Raw genomic sequence first — 17,692 nt, forward strand, 5'->3', positions numbered from 1 at the left:
CACCGTGCCCTGCGGAGCCAGGTAACGCCTGGGCGGCGCGAGCCGACGGACAGTGCAACAGAAAGATACCGCCCAAGACTGCTTCGGCAGGACGGCAAGGGTGAAATGGTGCGGTAAGAGCGCACCGCGAGTCTGGCAACAGACCGGCACGGCAAACCCCACCGGGAGCAAGACCAAATAGGGATCCATTGGCGTGGCCCGCGCTGGATCCGGGTAGGTTGCTTGAGCGTATCGGTGACGATGCGCCTAGAGGAATGACTGCCACGGCGTGCAAGCGCCGGACAGAACCCGGCTTATCGGCTGGCTTCGCCACACGCCCGCTTCATTGCGCGATGCGCAATGAAGCTTCCAGGGTTCGCTGCGGGCTGCGCCCGAGAACCGCAGGATTTGCATGCAAATCCTGGGGCCCGCTAGCCGCTACTCGTAGTGTGTCCACATGCGAAGCACCTTGACGGTGTGCTCCGATTGCACCACTTCATAGACAAGTCGGTGCTGGATGTTGATGCGTCTGGAATACGCACCAGCCAGATCACCAACCAGCTTTTCGTAAGGTGGTGGGTTTTGGAAAGGATTCTCTGCAACAACAGCGAGTAGTGCCTGAGCTTTTTCCTTGAGTCCTGCAGAGGCCAGATTGCGCGCGTCTTTTTGAGCTTGCTTGGTGAAGACGACGTGCCAGGTCACCAGCCAGGCTCCGTTGCACATGCGTCAACGGGCTCGGCCATCCCGGCCTTGATGGATTCACGCATGCCGGGTACAGAGAGCAGGTAGAGCGTCTCCTGGATGGCGCTCCAATCCTCCTCGGCGACAAGCACAGCATTGCTGCGCTTGCCGGAGATGAGAATTGGGCGGTGCGATTCCGCAGCCTGATCCATGAGGCGGTACAGGTTGGCGCGGGCTTCGCTGGCAGTGAGTGTGGTCATGGGACTGAACTCCTGAGACTGGATTTTCAACGTACGACAATACGTACGATTTCACAAGCCCCGAGTGCAGCAGCTAACAAGCATCATCTTGTCTTTGCGCAATGCTGTGCCGCAGCAAAGGCGATTTTGATGCTGAATGCGGTGCGCGCATCGCTGTGCCAATCGTCACGATTCTCAAAAAATGAGACGAAACAGCGGCTTGTGGATAAACCTTGAACAATTCTCTGAAGTTTGCTGCAAGTCCTTGATGCGGCAGATGAAATCTTCCGCCGGAAGCTGTTGACAACCCTGTGTGCCGGGCCTAACGTGGCGCTTCGTGGGAAAACCGGGATTTTTGTGGTTTTCTAGTCATGAACTCCGCCAAGACGGGGCGACACAGGGCAGGGCATGTTCCAGGGCGAAACCGCCATCACCATCGACGACAAGGGCCGGCTGGCGATTCCGACCGCCTACCGGGATGTCGTTGCGCGTGCGTGCGGCAACAAGCTGGTGCTGACCTACAACCCGTTCGAGAAGGGTTGCCTGCTGTTGTACCCGCAGGGCGAGTGGGAGCGCGTGCGTGACGATTTGATGGCAAGGCCAAACAGCATCCGGGCGACCCAGGTGTTGCAACGGCAGGTGGTGGCGTCGGCGGCGTTCCTGGAGCCGGACGGCAGCTTCCGCGTGAGCCTGCCGGCAAGCCATCGCAATACCGTCGGCATCGAGAAGCGGGCGGTGTTGCTGGGCATGGGCAACAGGTTCGAGTTGTGGAGCGAGCAGGCGCACCGCGCGGTCATCCAGCAGACCTTGTCTGATGAAGACCTCAGCGGCGCACTTCTCGATTTGAGGCTGTGAGCATGGGTGGCGCGGACGCGGCGTCCGGCCACCTGCCAGTGATGTTCGTCGAGGTCATGGAGGGCCTGGCGGTGAAGGCGGATGGAACGTATCTGGACGGGACCTTCGGGCGTGGCGGACACGCCCGTGGCGTATTGGCGAAGCTGGGGCCGGGAGGCCGCTTGCTGGTGATGGACAAGGATCCCGAAGCGATCGCCGTGGCCGACCTGTTGGCCGGCGCTGACGCGCGCGTGTCCCGCCATCGCGGCAGCTTTGCCGAGCTTGCCGGCTGGCCGGCGACGGCTGATGGTCTCGACGGCGTGCTGCTGGATTTGGGTGTGTCTTCGCCGCAGCTGGATGTGGCGCAGCGCGGTTTCTCGTTTGGCAAGGACGGCCCGCTGGACATGCGGATGGATCCGGAATCCGGCGAGAGCGCTGCCGACTGGCTGGCGCGTGCGTCCGAAAAAGAAATTGCTGACGTGTTGTGGACGCATGGCGAGGAGCGCCAGAGCCGGCGCATCGCCCGCGCGATCGTGGCGCGCCGTGCGCAGGAGCCGCTGACCCGCACCGCGCAACTGGCGGAGTTGATCGCGCAGGTGTGTCCGCGCGGCGACAGCAAGACCCATCCGGCCACGCGCAGCTTCCAGGCCATCCGCATCCACATCAATCGCGAGCTGGCCGATCTGCAGACCGGTCTTGATGCCGCGCTGGCGCGGCTGAAGCCGGGCGGGCGGCTGGCGGTCATCAGCTTCCATTCGCTGGAAGACCGCATCGTCAAGCAATTCATGGCGCGTCACGCCAAGGCACCGCCGGCGAATCGGCGGATGCCGGTGGAAATCGCCTTCACGCCGGTACTGCGTCTTGTTGGTGGTGCGCAGAAGGCAGGCGATGCCGAACTGGCCGCCAATCCGCGCGCACGCAGCGCCGTGTTGCGGGTCGCTGAAAAGCTTGAGGTGGCCGCATGAGCCGCTGGCTGATCCTGGCGGCGCTGGTGGTCGCCAATGTGGTGACGGCACTGCTGGTCGTGCGCGACCGCCACGAACACCGGCTGGCCTTTGCCGAACTGAACCGGCTGGATCGCGAGCGCGATGAACTGAACATCGAGTTCGGACGCCTGCAATTGGAACAGGCGACCTGGGCGGAGAGCAACCGCGTCGATCAGGTGGCGCGCACGAAGCTGGGCATGGTGTTCCCACGCACCGAAGACATCGTGGTGCTGCGCCGATGAAGATTTTCGGCAAGCAGCTGCCACTGTTCGGTGCCGAAGGCGAGCGCCGCGAGCGTGCCCGCGCATCGGGCGGTCGGACGCGCGCGCAGCGTGGTGGTTTTGACCTGCGCAAGCGCTTGCTGCTGGTTTGCAGCACGCTGGGCCTGTGCTCGGTGGGCTTGCTTGCACGCGCGCTGGATCTGCAGGTCGTCAGCAAGGAGTTCTACCAGCAGCAGGGCGATGCGCGCTTCGTGCGCGAGATTCCGATTGCGACCTCGCGCGGGATGATTACCGACCGCAACGGCGAGCCGCTGGCGATTTCCTCGCCGGTGGAGTCGATCTGGGGCAACCCGAAGGAATTGCTGAAAGCGCCTGCGCGGCTGCCGCAACTGGCGCGTGCGCTGGGCATGCCGCAGGACGAACTGGCGACGCGCCTGAGCCAGCGCGCGGACAAGGAGTTCGTGTTCCTCAAGCGCCGCATCAATCCGGACGAGGCCAAACGCATCCTTGCGCTGGAAATCCCCGGCGTTGCCAGCCAGCGCGAATACCGCCGTTTCTATCCGCAGGGCGAGGCGATTGCGCACGTCTTGGGCTTCACCAATATCGATGATCGCGGCCAGGAAGGGCTGGAGCTGGCCTTCGACGACTGGCTGCGCGGCACGCCCGGTGCCAAGCGCGTGATCCGCGACCGGCGCGGGCGCATCGTCGAGAACATCGATCAGGTGCGCGCGGCGCAGCCGGGCCGCGACCTCACGCTCAGCATCGACCGTCGCATCCAGTATCTGGCGCATCGCGAACTGCGCAATGCCATCGTCGAAACCGGTGCCAGCAGTGGTTCTGCGGTAGTGCTGGATGTTGCGACAGGTGAAGTGCTGGCGATGGCGAACCTGCCCACATTCAATCCCAATGCGGTTGGCACCAGCCCGCGCGATGCCCATCGCAACCGCGCCGTCACCGATCTGCTGGAACCGGGTTCGACGATGAAGCCGTTGACCGTGGCGGCGGGTCTGGAAGCGGGCGTCATCAGCCCGCGTTCGCTGTTCAATACCAATCCCGGCTGGATCCCCAACGGCAAGTACCGCACCACCGACACCCACAACTACGGCGTGCTGGACACCACCGGCGTGATCCGCAAAAGCTCCAACGTGGGCGCGGCGATGATCGCCAAGCGGCTCGGTGACCGCCAGTTCCACGATTTCATGCGCCGCTTTGGTTATGGCGAGCGCACCGGCAGCGGCTTCCCTGGCGAAGCCGCCGGCCTGTTCCCGTCGCCCGGCAGCCCGGGCTGGAGCGGCACCACCAAGCAGACCATGAGCTATGGCTACGGCCTGAACGCCACGCCGTTGCAGATCGCCACCGCTTACGCGGCGCTGGGCAATGGTGGTGTGCTGCATCAGCCCAGCTTCGTGAAAGGCCAGCAGGGTCAGTCGCGGCGCGTGCTGGACGAAAAGATCGCCGGCGAGGTGTTGCGGATGATGCAAACCGTGACCGAGACCGGCGGCACCGCAACGCAGGCTGCGATCCTGGGGTACCACGTGGCCGGCAAGACCGGCACCTCGCGCAAGGCCAGCGCCGGTGGTTATTCGCGGCGCTACATCGGCTACTTCGCCGGACTGGTGCCGGTGGAAAAGCCGCGCTTTGCGATGGTGGTGGCGGTCAACGATCCCGATCCGTCGCGCAAGGGTTACTACGGCGGCGTGATCGCCGGGCCGGTGTTCCGCAACACCATGGAAGGCGCGCTGCGATTGATGGATGTGTCGCCCGACAATCTCGACGCATGGCTTGCCGCGCAGGCGCAGGCGGAAGCACGGCGCATGAAGTCGAACGGCGTTGCGACCGCCGCAGTGCCGGTTGCGGGGGCAGCGCCATGACCCGCGCGATGCTGCTGGGCGAATTGTTGCCGGAACTGGAAGGCCTGTCCGCCGATCTTGCGATCACCGGGCTGGTGCTGGACAGCCGTGAAGTGCAGCCGGGCGATGCCTTCGTTGCTATCGCCGGTTTTGGTGCGCATGGGTTGCACTTTGTCGATGCCGCGCGCGATGCCGGTGCCGCCACCATCCTGTACGAGCCGCCTGCACCGGATGACCTGCCCGCGCCGGAGGATGCAATCCCGGTCACTGGCCTGCGCGCGCGCATGGGTGCGATGGCCGACCAGTTCCACGGCCAGCCCAGCGCCTCGATGGCGACCGTCGGCGTGACCGGGACCAATGGCAAGACATCGACCGTGCAACTGCTGGCGCAGGCGTGGACGCTGCGCGGGCAAAAGGCCGGCACCATCGGCACGCTGGGCGCAGGCATCTGGCCGAAGATCGTGCCCACCGGTTTCACCACGCCGCTGGTGCTGCGCATGCACGCGCTGCTGGCCGAATTGCGCGACGAAGGCGCGCAGGCGGTGGCGATGGAAGTGTCATCGCACGCGCTGGATCAGGGCCGCGTGGATGGCGTGCATTTCGATGTGGGCGTGTTCACCAATCTCACCCGCGATCATCTGGATTACCACGGCGACATGGCCAGCTACGGCGCGGCCAAGAAGCGCCTGTTCGACTGGCCCGGCCTGCGCGCGGCGGCGGTGAACCTGGACGATGCCTTTGGGCGCGAATTGTTCGATGCGGTGCAGGGCAAGGTGCGCGCGGTTGGCTTCTCCTCGCGCGGTGCGGCCGGTGCAGGCGTGCGTGCGGAGGACGTGATGCTGGATGGAAGCGGCATCCACTTCATGCTGCACGCCGGCGGGCAGGCACATCCGGTGCATTCGCCGCTGCTGGGCCGCTTCAATGTGGACAACCTGCTGGGCGTGGCGGCAACGCTGTTCGCGATGGGCATGGCACCGGCGTTGATCGCCGAAACCCTGTCGCAGCTTTCGCCAGTGGACGGTCGCATGAACCGCATTGGCGGCGAGGGCGGGTTGCCGCTGGTGGTAGTCGATTACGCACACACGCCGGACGCGCTGGAGCAGGCGCTGTCCTCGCTGCGCTCGCACACCGCAGGCCGTCTGGTCTGCGTGTTCGGCTGCGGCGGCGAACGCGATACCGGTAAGCGCCCGTTGATGGCCGCGATTGCGCAGCGACTGGCCGACGTGGTGATCGTCACCGATGACAACCCGCGCAATGAAAATGGCGATGCCATCGTCGCCGACATCATGGCGGGATTTGCCGATGCCTCGCGCGTCATCGTGCAGCGCGACCGTGCTGCCGCGATTGCTGCCGCGATTGCCGATGCCGGTGCGGACGACGTGGTGCTGATCGCCGGCAAGGGCCATGAGCCGTATCAGGACGTGGGCGGCGTGAAGCATCCGTTCGACGATGCCGCCACCGCGCGCGAGCAACTGCGGAGGCGCGCATGACGCCGCGCTCGCTCGCATGGATCGTGCAAGCCACGGGCGGTCGCCTGGTCGGCGCGGATCGCGTGGTTGATGCGGTGGCGACCGATACGCGCCAACTCGCACCCCTCCCCAACCCTCCCCTGCAAGCAGGGGAGGGAGCAGGTGCATTGTTCATCGCGCTCAAGGGCGAAAACTTTGACGGTCATGACCATGTTGCCGCTGCTGTTGCCGGTGGCTGCGTGGCCGCGCTGATTTCGCATGAATGCAACGCGTATGTGCCGCAGATCGTGGTGGGCGACACCCAGCGCGCATTGGCGGCGTTCGCCGCTGCCGTGCAGCGAGAGCGCACGCGCACCAGGGTGATCGCCATCACCGGCAGCAATGGCAAGACCAGCGTGAAGACGCTGACCGAAGCGGTGCTGTCGCGCGCCGGCAAGACCCACGCCACGCCCGGCAACCGCAACAACGAGATCGGCCTGCCGCTGGCGGTGCTGGACGCGCCGGACGATGCCGACTTCGCCATCTACGAGATGGGCACCGGCGCGCCCGGCGACATTGCGTGGCTCACTGCCATCGCCGCGCCCGACGTGGCACTGGTGAACAACGTCGCGCCTGCGCATCTGCAGCGCATGGGCAGCCTGCTGGAAATCGCCAACACCAAGGCTGCTGTGTACGACGACCTGCGCGATGGCGGCGTGGCGGTGGTGAATGCAGATGATGCTTTTGCTCCGTATTTTGTTGAGCGTGCCGGCACGCATCGCGTGATCCGCTTCGGGCTGGAGGCCAGCGCCGACGTCACTGCGCGCGATGTGCGTGTCGATGCCGAAGGCGCGCGCTTCGTGCTGGTCACGCCGCAGGGCGATGCTGACATCATGCTTGCGATGCCGGGCCGGCACAACGTGCGCAATGCGCTGGCGGCGAGCGCCATCGCGCTGGCGCTGGATGTGCCGCTTGCGGTCATCAATGAAGGCCTGCAGGCCGCGCGCCCGGTCGGTGGCAGGCAGGTCGCGCATCGCCTGCACAGCGGCGCAACGCTGGTGGATGACAGCTACAATGCCAACCCCGGCTCGCTGGCTGCCGCCATCGAAACGCTGGCGACGGCGGTGGCGTCGAAGGCTGCAGCAGAGGCCTGGCTGGTGCTGGGCGACATGCGCGAACTGGGCGCGGATGAAGCCGGGTTGCACGCGCAGGTCGGTGAACGCGCGAAGGCTGCCGGCATCGCCCGCCTGTACACACTGGGGCCATTGAGCGCGCATGCCGCAAAGGCATTCGGCGAAGGCGCGCGCACCTTCGACACACACGCTGCGCTGGCCGATGCGCTGGCGGCGGATTTGCGCGATGGCGTGCGCGTGCTGGTGAAAGGCTCGCGCGGCAGCGCGATGGATCGCATCGTCAAGGCGTTGTTGCAGCGCCAGGCGCAAACGGACAGGGGAGAAGCCGATGCTGCTTGAACTCACGCGCTGGCTGGAACAGTTGCAGAGCCTGTTTGGCCTGTTCAACTACCTGACCTTCCGCGCCATCCTGGGCGCACTGACCGCGCTTGCGCTGTCGCTGTGGTGGGGGCCGGCGATGATCCGCCGGCTGGCCCAGCTCAAGGGTGGCCAGCCGATCCGCAAGGACGGCCCGCAATCGCATTTCTCCAAGGCCGGTACGCCGACCATGGGCGGCGCGCTGATCCTGCTCACCGTGCTGGCGTCGGTGCTGCTGTGGGCTGACCTGCGCAACAAGTATGTGTGGGTGGTGCTGGTGGTGATGGCCGGCTTCGGCGCGATTGGCTGGATGGATGACTGGATCAAGATCGTCAAGCGCGATCCGGAAGGCATGCGCTCGCGCACCAAGTATGCGTTGCAGTCGCTGCTCGGCCTTGCTGCCGGCATCTACCTGTATGCCTATGCCGACGTGCCGGCGGCGACGACTTTCTACGTGCCGTTCTTCAAGTCCATCGCACTGCCGATGGCCGGGATCGGGTTTGTCGCCATCGCCTATTTCTGGATCGTCGGGTTTTCGAACGCGGTCAACCTGACCGACGGGCTGGATGGTCTAGCCATCATGCCGACGGTGCTGGTGGCCTGCGCGCTGGGCGTGTTCGCCTATGCCTCCGGTCATGCGCAATTTTCCGAATACCTGCAAATCCCGCGCGTGCCGGGTGCCGGTGAGCTGGTCATCATCTGCGCGGCGATTGCCGGCGCGGGGCTTGGCTTTCTGTGGTTCAACACCTATCCGGCGATGGTGTTCATGGGCGACATCGGCGCGCTGGCGCTGGGCGCGGTGCTGGGTACGGTCGCGGTGATCGTGCGGCAGGAACTGGTGCTGGTCATCATGGGCGGCATCTTCGTCATCGAAACGCTGTCGGTGATGATCCAGGTTGCCAGCTTCAAGCTCACCGGCAAGCGCGTATTCCGGATGGCGCCGATCCACCACCACTTCGAACTGAAGGGCTGGCCGGAGCCGCGCGTGATCGTGCGCTTCTGGATCATCAGCGTGGTGCTGGTGCTGGTCGGGCTTGCCACGTTGAAGGTGCGCTGATGAGTGCCGTCGGCTTCGACACACCACGCCAGGCCACCCGCGTTGACGAGATCGGCGGGCGCTTTGATCCGTGGCTGCTGGGTGCCGGCATCGCGCTGGCCTGCCTGGGCGTGGTGATGGTGGGCTCGGCGGCGATCGCTGGCGGCGGCGTGGATGCCGGGCCGTGGTACTTCCTGACCCGCCATGTCATGTTCCTGGCCGGCGGACTGGTGCTGGCCGCCATCGCCATGCGCACCGAGTTGAAGCTGGTGGAGCAGTACAGCCAGTGGCTGCTGCTTGGCTGCTTCGTGCTGTTGCTGGTGGTATTCGTGCCCGGCATCGGCAGCAGCGTCAACGGCGCGCGGCGCTGGATCAACCTGGGCGTGTCCAAGTTCCAGACGGTGGAGGCGGTGAAGATCCTCTACATCGTCTGGCTGGCGAGCTATCTCAAGCGCTACAGCGAGGACGTGGCGGCGACCTGGCCGGCCATGCTCAAGCCGCTGGGCGTGGCGATTGGTCTGGTGGCGCTGCTGATGGCGCAGCCGGATTTCGGCTCGTCCTCGCTGATCCTGGCGATCACCGCCGGCATGCTGGTGCTGGGCGGCGTCAACATGCCGCGCATGTTCGGCCCGGTGCTGGTCGGCCTGCCGGTGTTCGCGTTCATCGCGATCCTTGAACCCTATCGCCTGCGTCGGGTGACATCCTTCCTCGATCCGTGGGCCGATCCGTTCAACAGCGGCTACCAGCTTACCAATGCGCTGATGGCAGTCGGGCGCGGTGAATGGTTCGGTGTGGGCCTTGGCGCTTCGGTGCAGAAGCTGTCCTACCTGCCGGAGGCGCATACCGATTTCATCATGGCGGTGATTGCCGAGGAACTCGGCTTTGCCGGCGTGTGTCTGGTGGTGGGCCTGTACGCGCTGCTGGTGGGGCGCGCGTTCTGGCTGGGATTGAAGTGCGTGGAAATGCGCCGCCATTTCGCCGGATACATCGCCTTTGGCGTGGCGTTGTGGATCGCACTGCAGAGTTTCGTCTCCATCGGCGTGAACCTGGGCCTGCTGCCGACCAAGGGCCTGACCCTGCCGCTGATTTCCTCTGGTGGTTCCAGCGTGCTGATGACTTGTGCTGCACTGGGCCTGCTGTTGCGCGTGTCGTGGGAATACGAACGCGCCGCGCGTCAGGTCGCGCTGCGCCGTGCGGTGGGTGCGGGCGCTGCAGTGGGAACGCCGCCTGCCGCTGCGCAACCGCCGGTGCCGCATGCCGGAAGCGATGCCAGCCGTGGCACCAGCCGCCTGCGCCAGCGGGTCGAGCCGGGCATGGGCAAGCCGCCTGTTGAATCCGCTGCATTGTCAGCGTTGAGGAGGTCGCGTTGAGCGCGCAGTCGCCCCGCGTGACGGTGATGGCCGGTGGCACCGGCGGTCACATCTTCCCCGGCCTTGCGGTCGCCCAAGTGCTGCGCGAGCGCGGCGTGGACGTGTACTGGCTGGGCGCGGACGGCGGCATGGAAACGCGGCTGGTGCCGCAGCATGGCATCAGTATCGACACCATCGCGGTCAAGGGCGTGCGCGGCAAGGGCATCACCACCTTGCTGGGCGCGCCGCTGCGCATCCTGCGTGCGGTGCGTGCCGCTGCGCAGGTGCTGCTCACGCAACGCCCCGATGCGGTGGTCAGCTTCGGTGGCTTTGCGGCGGGGCCGGGCGGGATCGCCGCGCGCCTTGCCGGCATTCCGCTGTTGGTGCATGAGCAGAATCGCGCCGCCGGCATGACCAACAAGGCGCTCGCAAAAGTGGCGAAGCAGGTATTGGTCGGCTTCCCGCAGACGTTTGCGAAGGAAGTCCATGTCGGTAATCCGGTGCGCGCGCAGATTGCGCAGGTGCCGGAGCCGGATCAGCGTGAGTTGATGCACGAAGGCCCGCTGCGCCTGCTGGTGCTGGGCGGTAGCCAGGGCGCACGCGCGCTCAACAACGCGGTGCCGCAGGCACTGGCCGCGCTCGCACTGCCGGTGGATGTGCTGCATCAGGCCGGTGAAAAGATGCTGATTGATGCGCGCAAGGCCTATGCCGATGCCGGCGTGCAGGCGCGGGTCGAACCTTTCATCGCCGACATGGCGCAGGCCTATGCGTGGGCGGACATCGTGGTCTGCCGCGCCGGCGCGCTGACGCTGGCGGAACTGTGCGCGGTCGGCGTCGGCAGCGTGCTGGTGCCGTTCCCGCAGGCGGTCGATGACCACCAGACCCGCAATGCCGAGTATCTGGTCGAACGCGGTGCGGCGTTGTTGCTGCCGCAGGGCGATGACCTCGTTGCACGTTTGCAGCCGGTGCTGGCTGAACTTGCCGCCACGCCGTCAAGGCGGCTGGCGATGGCGATGGCTGCGCGCTCGCTGGCGCGCGCTGATGCCGCCGCGCGCGTCGCCGACGCCGTGCTTGCCACCATTCGAAAGGAGGCCGCGTGATGGCCAACAGCCTGCGCCTGCAACAGATCGGCGACCTCGCCAAAGCCTTCCCGCGCGTGCATTTCGTCGGCATCGGCGGCGTTGGCATGAGCGGCATTGCCGAGGTGCTGTGTACGCTGGGCTACAAGGTCAGCGGCTCGGACAATGCCGACAATGCAGTGACCAGGCGGCTGGCTTCGCTCGGCGTCGTCATCTGCAAGGGTCACGCATCGGCCAACGTGCTGGATGCCGACTGCGTGGTGGTCTCCAGCGCGATCAAGCCGGACAACCCGGAACTGCTGGAAGCGCGCGCACAACGCATCCCGGTGGTGCCGCGCGCGGAAATGCTGGCGGAACTCATGCGCTTCAAGCGCGGTGTCGCCGTGGCCGGCACCCATGGCAAGACCACCACGACCTCGCTGACCGCAAGCGTGCTGGCCGAAGGCGGCATGGACCCGACTTTCGTGATCGGCGGGCAATTGCTTGCCGCCGGTGCCAATGCGCGGCTCGGCAAGGGCGACTGGCTGGTGGCCGAGGCCGACGAGAGCGACGGCAGCTTCCTGCGCCTGAACCCGGCGGTGGCCGTGGTCACCAATATCGATGCCGATCATCTGGAGAACTACGGCGGCGATTTCGAACGGGTCAAGCAGGCGTTCTCCGAGTTCCTGCATCGGCTGCCGTTCTATGGCCTTGCGGTGCTGTGCATCGACGATGCCGAAGTTGCGCAGCTTGCCCGCGCCACGCCGCGCCATGTCGTGACTTATGGCTTTGCGCCGGAAGCCGACGTGCGCGCCGCTGACGTGCGTCAGCGAGGGCCGCGCATGCACTTCACCCTGTGCCTGCCGGATGGCACGCGCACCAATGTCGCGCTGGCGCTGCCGGGCCGGCACAACGTGCAGAACGCGCTGGCCGCTGCCGCCATCGGCTGGCAGCTGGGTGTGCCGAATGCATCCATTGCGAAGGCGCTGGAAAACTTCCAGGGCATCGGTCGCCGCTTCAATCAACTGGCAACGCTGACGCTGGCCGATGGTGGCGAGGTGGCATTGGTCGATGACTACGGTCATCACCCGAAGGAACTGGCAGCGGTGTTCGATGCCGCGCGTGGCGGCTGGCCGGAAAAGCGCCTCGTGGTTGCATTCCAGCCGCATCGCTACACCCGCACCCGCGACCTGTTCGACGAATTCGCGGCGGTGCTGTCCGGCGTGGATGCGCTGGTGCTGACCGAGGTCTATCCGGCCGGCGAAGCACCGATTGCCGGTGCCGATGCCAAGTCGCTGGCGCGTTCCATCCGCACCCGTGGCCGTGTCGATCCGGTGGTGGTCGGCGGTGCTTCCGAACTGCGCGAAACCCTGGCCGGCGTGCTGCGCGATGGCGACCTGCTGCTGCTGATGGGCGCGGGCGACATCGGCGCGGCGGCACAACAACTCGCGCGTGATGGATTGCAGGGAGAAGTGAAGTGAGCCGCACCGCATTCCCGCCGCTGCGCATCACCGACCCCGCAGCGTTCGGGCGCGTCGCCGTGTTGATGGGTGGCAGCAGCAGCGAACGCGAGGTCTCGCTCAACTCCGGTCGCAACGTGCTGGAAGCGCTGCAGTCGCGTGGTGTCGATGCGCATGCGGTCGATGGCATCCCGGCGCTGGTCGATGCGCTGGTGCATGGCCGCTTCGATCGCGTGTTCAACATCCTGCACGGTGGCGATGGCGAGAACGGCGTGTTGCAGGGGTTGCTGCAGGGACTGGAAGTGCCCTGCACCGGCCCCGGCGTGCTGGGCAGCGCGCTGACCATGGACAAGATCCGCACCAAGCAGGTCTGGCAGTCCGCCGGGCTTTCCACCGCGCGCTTCGTGCGCATCGCGGCGGGTGGTGACCTTGCCGCAGCGGTGCGCGAACTTGGCTTGCCTGTTTTCGTGAAGCCGTCGGCGGAAGGCTCCAGCGTGGGCGTGTTCCGCATCCTGACCGAAGCCGATCTTGCACCCGCGCAAGCATTTGCCGCGACCTACAACGGCGAACTGCTGGCCGAGCAGATGCTGACCGGCGGCGAGTTCACGGTCGGCGTGGTTGGCGACGTGGTGCTGCCCTCGGTGCGCATCGTGCCGGCGGGTGACTGGTATGACTACCACGCCAAGTACATCGCCGATGACACCCAGTACATCTGTCCGGGTCTGGAAGGCGCGGACGAGGACGACATCCGCGCGCTGGCGCTGGCCGGTTTCCGTGCCGTCGGCTGCAACGGTTGGGGCCGCATCGATGTGATGCGCCATGGCGATGGCCGGCTGATGCTGATGGAGGTCAACACCGCGCCCGGCATGACCAGTCATTCGCTGGTGCCGAAGGCTGCGCGCCAGTTGGGCTGTGAGTTCGACGAACTGTGCTGGCGCATCCTGGAACAGACCATGCCGGAGGTCGCGCAGGGATGAGCGCGATGCTGCGCCTGATGGCCTGGCTGCTCGCGGTGGCGCTGGTTGCGCTACCGGTGGTGGCCGTGGTCAACGGCTGGGTGGGCGGCGAGCGCTGGCCGCTGCGCACCCTGCGCGTGCAGGGCGAACTGAAACAGGTGGACGAAGCGAAGCTGCGTGCAGCGGTGCTGCCGTATGCGCAGCGCGGTTTCTTTGCGGTGGAACTGGACGATATCCAGCAGGCGGTGAATACGTTGCCGTGGGTCGAGCATGCCGAGGTGCGCAAGCACTGGCCGGACGTGCTTGAAGTGCGGATCAGCGAGCATCGCCCGTTCGCGCGCTGGGGCGAAGACAAACTGCTGTCCGAACAGGGCCGGCTGTTCCCGGCGGCGGGTTTGCCGGTGCCGGCGAACCTGCCGGAACTGGACGGCCCCGAGACGCGCACCGCCGATGTGGTGGCCTTGTACGAGCAGGCGAAGACGCAACTTGCCGGCGTGCGCGGCGTGGTGCTGGACCCGCGCGGAAGTTGGTCAATCCATCTGAACAACGGTACCGAAGTGGTGCTGGGTCGCAGTGACATGCAGCAGCGGCTGGAGCGCTTCGTGCCGCTGTTGCCGCAGTTGGCGGCGCGGCATCCGGGCCAGCAGCTGGTGCGCGCCGACCTGCGCTACACGAATGGCTTCGCCCTGACCTGGGCGAAGCCGACAGCAACGACGCATGCCCCCACGCATTCCCCCCAACGCAACACGAACAACGGCCTCACTACATGAACCGCAAGGGCGACAAGTCGCTGATCGTCGGCCTCGACATCGGCACCTCCAAGGTCACTGCGCTGGTCGGCGAATATGCGCCGGGCGCGCCGATCGAAGTGATCGGCATCGGCTCGCATGAATCGCGCGGGCTGCGCCGCGGCGTGGTGGTTGACATCGACTCCACCGTGCAGTCGATCCAGCGCGCGGTGGAGGAAGCCGAGCAGATGGCCGGCTGCGAAGTGCGCAGCGTGTATGCCTCGATCAGTGGCAATCATGTGCAGTGCCGCAACTCGCAGGGCATCGCGCCCATTCGCGATGGTGAAGTCACCCACGCTGACCTTGACCGCGTGCTCGAAGCGGCCAAGGCGGTGGCGATTCCCGCCGACCAGAAGATCCTGCACGCGATCCCGCGCGACTACGTGCTGGACGATTCGCAGGAAGGCATCCGCAACCCGGTCGGGATGACCGGCGTGCGCCTGGAAGTGCATGCGCACCTCGTGATCTGCGCGCAGTCGGCGGCGACCAACATCAGCAAGTGCGTGCAGCGCTGCGGCCTGCAGGTGGACGATCTGGTGCTGGCCTCGCTGGCGTCGAGCACGGCGGTACTGACCCCGGACGAACGCGAACTTGGCGTGGTGCTGGTGGACATGGGTGCGGGCACCACCGACGTTGCGGTGTTCGTGCAGGGCGCGATCAGCCATACCGCCTCGCTGCCGGTGGCCGGCGACAAGGTGACCGAGGACATCGCGCACATGCTGCGCACGCCCACGCCCGAGGCCGAACAGATCAAGGTGCGCTACGCCTGCGCGCTGGCGCAGCTGGCGCGTGCCGAGGAAACCATCCAGGTGCCGAGCGTGGGTGATCGCCCGCCGCGCCGCATGCCGCGTCATGCGCTGGCACAGGCGGTGCAGGCGCGCTACGAGGAAATCTTCGAGATGGTGCAGGCGGAGCTGCGCCGTTCCGGCTTCGAACAACTGGTGCGCGCGGGCATGGTGCTGACCGGTGGTGCATCGAAGATGGAAGGCGTGGTCGAACTGGCCGAGGAAATGCTGCAGATGCCGGTGCGCATCGGCATCCCGCAGCACGTCAGCGGCCTTGGCGAAGTGGTGGGCAATCCGGTGCATGCCACCGGCGTTGGCCTGCTGCTGATGGGAAGCCAGATCGAAAACCCGCGCAGGCCGCTGTTGCCCAGCGGGCGTGCGGGAGGATTTTTGAAGAAGTTGAAGGACTGGTACAGCGGATCGTTCTGACGGGTTGCACGCAACACCACATAACTAAATCAACAAGAGGACACGGACATGGCGCATTTCGAACTGATTGAAAAGATGGCACCCAACGCGATCATCAAGGTGATCGGCGTGGGCGGCGGCGGCGGCAACGCGGTCGCGCACATGGTCAACAGCGGCGTGGAGGGCGTGGAGTTCGTCACCGCCAACACCGACGCGCAGGCGATCAAGAACTGCAGCACCAAGCTGCATCTGGGGGCCAACGTCACCAAGGGCCTCGGCGCGGGCGCAAACCCGGAAGTGGGCCGTCAGGCCGCACTGGAAGATCGCGAGGCGATCATGGACGTGCTGCAGGGCGCGGACATGGTGTTCATCACCGCCGGCATGGGCGGCGGCACCGGCACTGGCGCTGCGCCGGTGGTGGCGCAGGTGGCGAAGGAAATGGGCATCCTGACCGTGGCCGTGGTCACCAAGCCGTTCCCGTTCGAAGGCCGTCGCCGCATGCAGGTGGCGCTGAAGGGCATCGAGGAACTGCGCCAGCACTGCGACTCGCTGATTACCATTCCGAACGAGAAGCTCATCACCGTGCTGGGCCGCAACGCGACCATGATCCAGGCCTTCCGCGCCGCCAACGACGTGCTGCAGGGCGCGGTGCAGGGCATCGCCGACCTGATCGTGCGTCCGGGCCTGATCAACGTGGACTTCGCCGACGTGCGCACCGTGATGTCCGAGATGGGCTTGGCGATGATGGGCACCGGCAGCGCGCGTGGCGATGACCGTGCGCAGGCGGCAGCAGAAGCCGCCATCCAGAACCCGCTGCTGGACGATGTGAACCTCAACGGCGCCAACGGCATCCTGGTCAACATCACCGCCGGCCCGGACTTCACCATGGCCGAGTTCGACGAGATCGGCCGCACCGTCGAGGGCTTCGCCTCCGAGGATGCGACCGTGGTGGTCGGCACCGTGCTGGATCCGGACATGCAGGACGAGGTCCGCGTGACCGTGGTCGCCACCGGCCTGAACCGCGCGGTGTCGCGCCAGGGCCAGCGTCCGGGCGAGCGCGCGCCGATCAAGCTGGTGCGCAATGCCACCACCGGCCAGGCCGAGTTCGGCGGCGACTATGACAATGGCGGTGATGCGGTCTCGCGCGCGGTTGGCGGCTCGATGGGCCTGGGCCTGCGCCGTCCGAGCAGCGACACCGCGGCTTCCGCGCCGTCTTCGTCCACCTCGCTGGCCTCGACCGTGCCGACCGCGGAACTGCCGAGCGACTACCTGGATATCCCGGCGTTTCTGCGCCGCCAGGCCGACTGAGGCCGTCCATGGCGACGCATGGCGCGTCCGGCCCGGCCACCCGGGGCCGGGCGCCCGCCGGGGCGCGAAGTGGTGTTTCGCGAGCACGGCGGCGAGCCCTGCGTCTTCAGGTCGATTGAACGTTCCATCACGGTGCAGGGTCTTGTCCCCCCTGCGCCCGTGGCAGCATGCTCTTGCGAGTTCGTCACAAGAGCGCGGCACCTCCGTGTGCCGGGTCCTCTTTTCTGCCGGGCCCTGAACGGCCCGGCAGGTTTTGCCGACTGCGCCATGCTGGGCGAAATCGCCGCAACCTGAATCTGATAGATGTTAAGATAAAGCTAATTCGGTGCTGCCAAGCCCGGTTCAGCTCCCGTCTGCACCTGTCCTTCACACTGTCCGGCCATGACCCAGCAACGCACCCTCAAGAACACGATCCGCGCCACCGGCGTCGGCCTGCACAGCGGCGACAAGGTCTACATGACCCTGCGCCCGGCACCTGCCGACCATGGCATCGTGTTCCGGCGCGTGGACCTGGAGCCGGTGGTTGAAGTGCCCGCCAGCGGCGAGCTGGTGACCGAAGTGACGTTGTGCACCGGTTTGACCTGCAACGGCGCCAAGATCCAGACCGTCGAGCACCTGATGTCCGCCTTCGCCGGGCTCGGCATCGACAATGCGATCGTGGAGCTGTCCTCGGCCGAGCTGCCGATCATGGACGGCTCCTCCGGCCCGTTCGTGTTCCTGCTGCAGTCCGCCGGCATCGTCGAGCAGCACGCGGCCAAGCGCTTCATCCGCATCAAGCAGCCGATCGAAGTGCGTGAGGGCGACAAGATCGCTCGC

At 66.2% G+C, this 17,692-nt stretch carries 17 protein-coding genes and 1 other RNA gene; 16 read left to right on the forward strand and 2 right to left on the reverse strand.

Translation table 11 applies throughout. The annotated features are described in order from the left end of the window. Nucleotides 1-312, forward strand: an RNA gene (gene rnpB, locus QM612_RS10295) — RNase P RNA component class A; the annotation flags it as partial. Nucleotides 313-417: 105 nt separating this feature from the next. On the opposite strand, the gene QM612_RS10300 is transcribed toward rnpB, so the two are convergent. Further along, the gene (locus QM612_RS10300) at nucleotides 418-681 is read right to left on the reverse strand and encodes a Txe/YoeB family addiction module toxin (RefSeq protein ID WP_415253802.1); all 264 of its coding nucleotides are present in this window, start codon (nucleotides 679-681) and stop codon (nucleotides 418-420) included. Then, nucleotides 678-920, reverse strand: a complete 243-nt coding sequence (locus tag QM612_RS10305; protein ID WP_415253803.1) for a type II toxin-antitoxin system Phd/YefM family antitoxin — start codon at nucleotides 918-920, stop codon at nucleotides 678-680. Before QM612_RS10305 ends, QM612_RS10300 begins: the two co-directional genes overlap by 4 nt. 387 nt (nucleotides 921-1,307) lie before the next feature. On the opposite strand from QM612_RS10305, the gene QM612_RS10310 reads away from it, so the two are divergent. The 15 genes from QM612_RS10310 to QM612_RS10380 form a co-directional block, all read left to right on the forward strand. Next, nucleotides 1,308-1,754, forward strand: coding sequence for a division/cell wall cluster transcriptional repressor MraZ (locus tag QM612_RS10310; RefSeq protein WP_415253804.1), 447 nt, complete (start codon nucleotides 1,308-1,310; stop codon nucleotides 1,752-1,754). Nucleotides 1,755-1,756: 2 nt separating this feature from the next. Beyond that, complete coding sequence (gene rsmH / locus QM612_RS10315) at nucleotides 1,757-2,698, forward strand: 16S rRNA (cytosine(1402)-N(4))-methyltransferase RsmH (RefSeq protein WP_415253805.1); 942 nt, start codon at nucleotides 1,757-1,759, stop codon at nucleotides 2,696-2,698. Beyond that, complete coding sequence (gene ftsL, locus QM612_RS10320) at nucleotides 2,695-2,961, forward strand: cell division protein FtsL (protein ID WP_415253806.1); 267 nt, start codon at nucleotides 2,695-2,697, stop codon at nucleotides 2,959-2,961. Before rsmH ends, ftsL begins: the two co-directional genes overlap by 4 nt. Continuing rightward, nucleotides 2,958-4,811, forward strand: a complete 1,854-nt coding sequence (locus QM612_RS10325; protein WP_415253807.1) for a peptidoglycan D,D-transpeptidase FtsI family protein — start codon at nucleotides 2,958-2,960, stop codon at nucleotides 4,809-4,811. Before ftsL ends, QM612_RS10325 begins: the two co-directional genes overlap by 4 nt. Beyond that, nucleotides 4,808-6,280, forward strand: coding sequence for a UDP-N-acetylmuramoyl-L-alanyl-D-glutamate--2,6-diaminopimelate ligase (locus QM612_RS10330; RefSeq protein ID WP_415253808.1), 1,473 nt, complete (start codon nucleotides 4,808-4,810; stop codon nucleotides 6,278-6,280). Before QM612_RS10325 ends, QM612_RS10330 begins: the two co-directional genes overlap by 4 nt. Next, complete coding sequence (locus QM612_RS10335; RefSeq protein ID WP_415253809.1) at nucleotides 6,277-7,710, forward strand: UDP-N-acetylmuramoyl-tripeptide--D-alanyl-D-alanine ligase; 1,434 nt, start codon at nucleotides 6,277-6,279, stop codon at nucleotides 7,708-7,710. The genes QM612_RS10330 and QM612_RS10335 overlap by 4 nt, the downstream gene beginning before the upstream one ends. Further along, a complete protein-coding gene (mraY, locus tag QM612_RS10340) occupies nucleotides 7,700-8,785 on the forward strand; it encodes a phospho-N-acetylmuramoyl-pentapeptide-transferase (protein ID WP_415253810.1) in 1,086 nt (361 codons plus the stop codon). Before QM612_RS10335 ends, mraY begins: the two co-directional genes overlap by 11 nt. Further along, nucleotides 8,785-10,134, forward strand: coding sequence for a putative lipid II flippase FtsW (gene ftsW, locus QM612_RS10345; protein WP_415253811.1), 1,350 nt, complete (start codon nucleotides 8,785-8,787; stop codon nucleotides 10,132-10,134). Before mraY ends, ftsW begins: the two co-directional genes overlap by 1 nt. Next, on the forward strand, nucleotides 10,131-11,213 hold the full coding sequence (murG, locus tag QM612_RS10350; protein ID WP_415253812.1) for an undecaprenyldiphospho-muramoylpentapeptide beta-N-acetylglucosaminyltransferase: 1,083 nt from the start codon (nucleotides 10,131-10,133) through the stop codon (nucleotides 11,211-11,213). The genes ftsW and murG overlap by 4 nt, the downstream gene beginning before the upstream one ends. Further along, nucleotides 11,213-12,652, forward strand: coding sequence for a UDP-N-acetylmuramate--L-alanine ligase (murC, locus tag QM612_RS10355; protein WP_415253813.1), 1,440 nt, complete (start codon nucleotides 11,213-11,215; stop codon nucleotides 12,650-12,652). Before murG ends, murC begins: the two co-directional genes overlap by 1 nt. After that, a complete protein-coding gene (locus QM612_RS10360) occupies nucleotides 12,649-13,608 on the forward strand; it encodes a D-alanine--D-alanine ligase (protein ID WP_415253814.1) in 960 nt (319 codons plus the stop codon). The genes murC and QM612_RS10360 overlap by 4 nt, the downstream gene beginning before the upstream one ends. Further along, nucleotides 13,605-14,357 (forward strand): cell division protein FtsQ/DivIB, encoded by a 753-nt coding sequence (locus QM612_RS10365; RefSeq protein ID WP_415253815.1) that lies wholly within the window; start codon nucleotides 13,605-13,607, stop codon nucleotides 14,355-14,357. Before QM612_RS10360 ends, QM612_RS10365 begins: the two co-directional genes overlap by 4 nt. Beyond that, complete coding sequence (gene ftsA / locus QM612_RS10370; protein WP_415253816.1) at nucleotides 14,354-15,589, forward strand: cell division protein FtsA; 1,236 nt, start codon at nucleotides 14,354-14,356, stop codon at nucleotides 15,587-15,589. Before QM612_RS10365 ends, ftsA begins: the two co-directional genes overlap by 4 nt. A 48-nt stretch (nucleotides 15,590-15,637) precedes the next feature. Further along, on the forward strand, nucleotides 15,638-16,876 hold the full coding sequence (ftsZ, locus tag QM612_RS10375; protein WP_415253817.1) for a cell division protein FtsZ: 1,239 nt from the start codon (nucleotides 15,638-15,640) through the stop codon (nucleotides 16,874-16,876). A gap of 381 nt (nucleotides 16,877-17,257) precedes the next feature. Next, a partial coding sequence (locus tag QM612_RS10380) for a UDP-3-O-acyl-N-acetylglucosamine deacetylase (RefSeq protein WP_415253818.1) occupies nucleotides 17,258-17,692 on the forward strand: 435 nt, incomplete at its 3' end.

Source organism: Thermomonas sp. (assembly GCF_047606765.1).
Classification (GTDB): Bacteria; Pseudomonadota; Gammaproteobacteria; order Xanthomonadales; family Xanthomonadaceae; genus Thermomonas.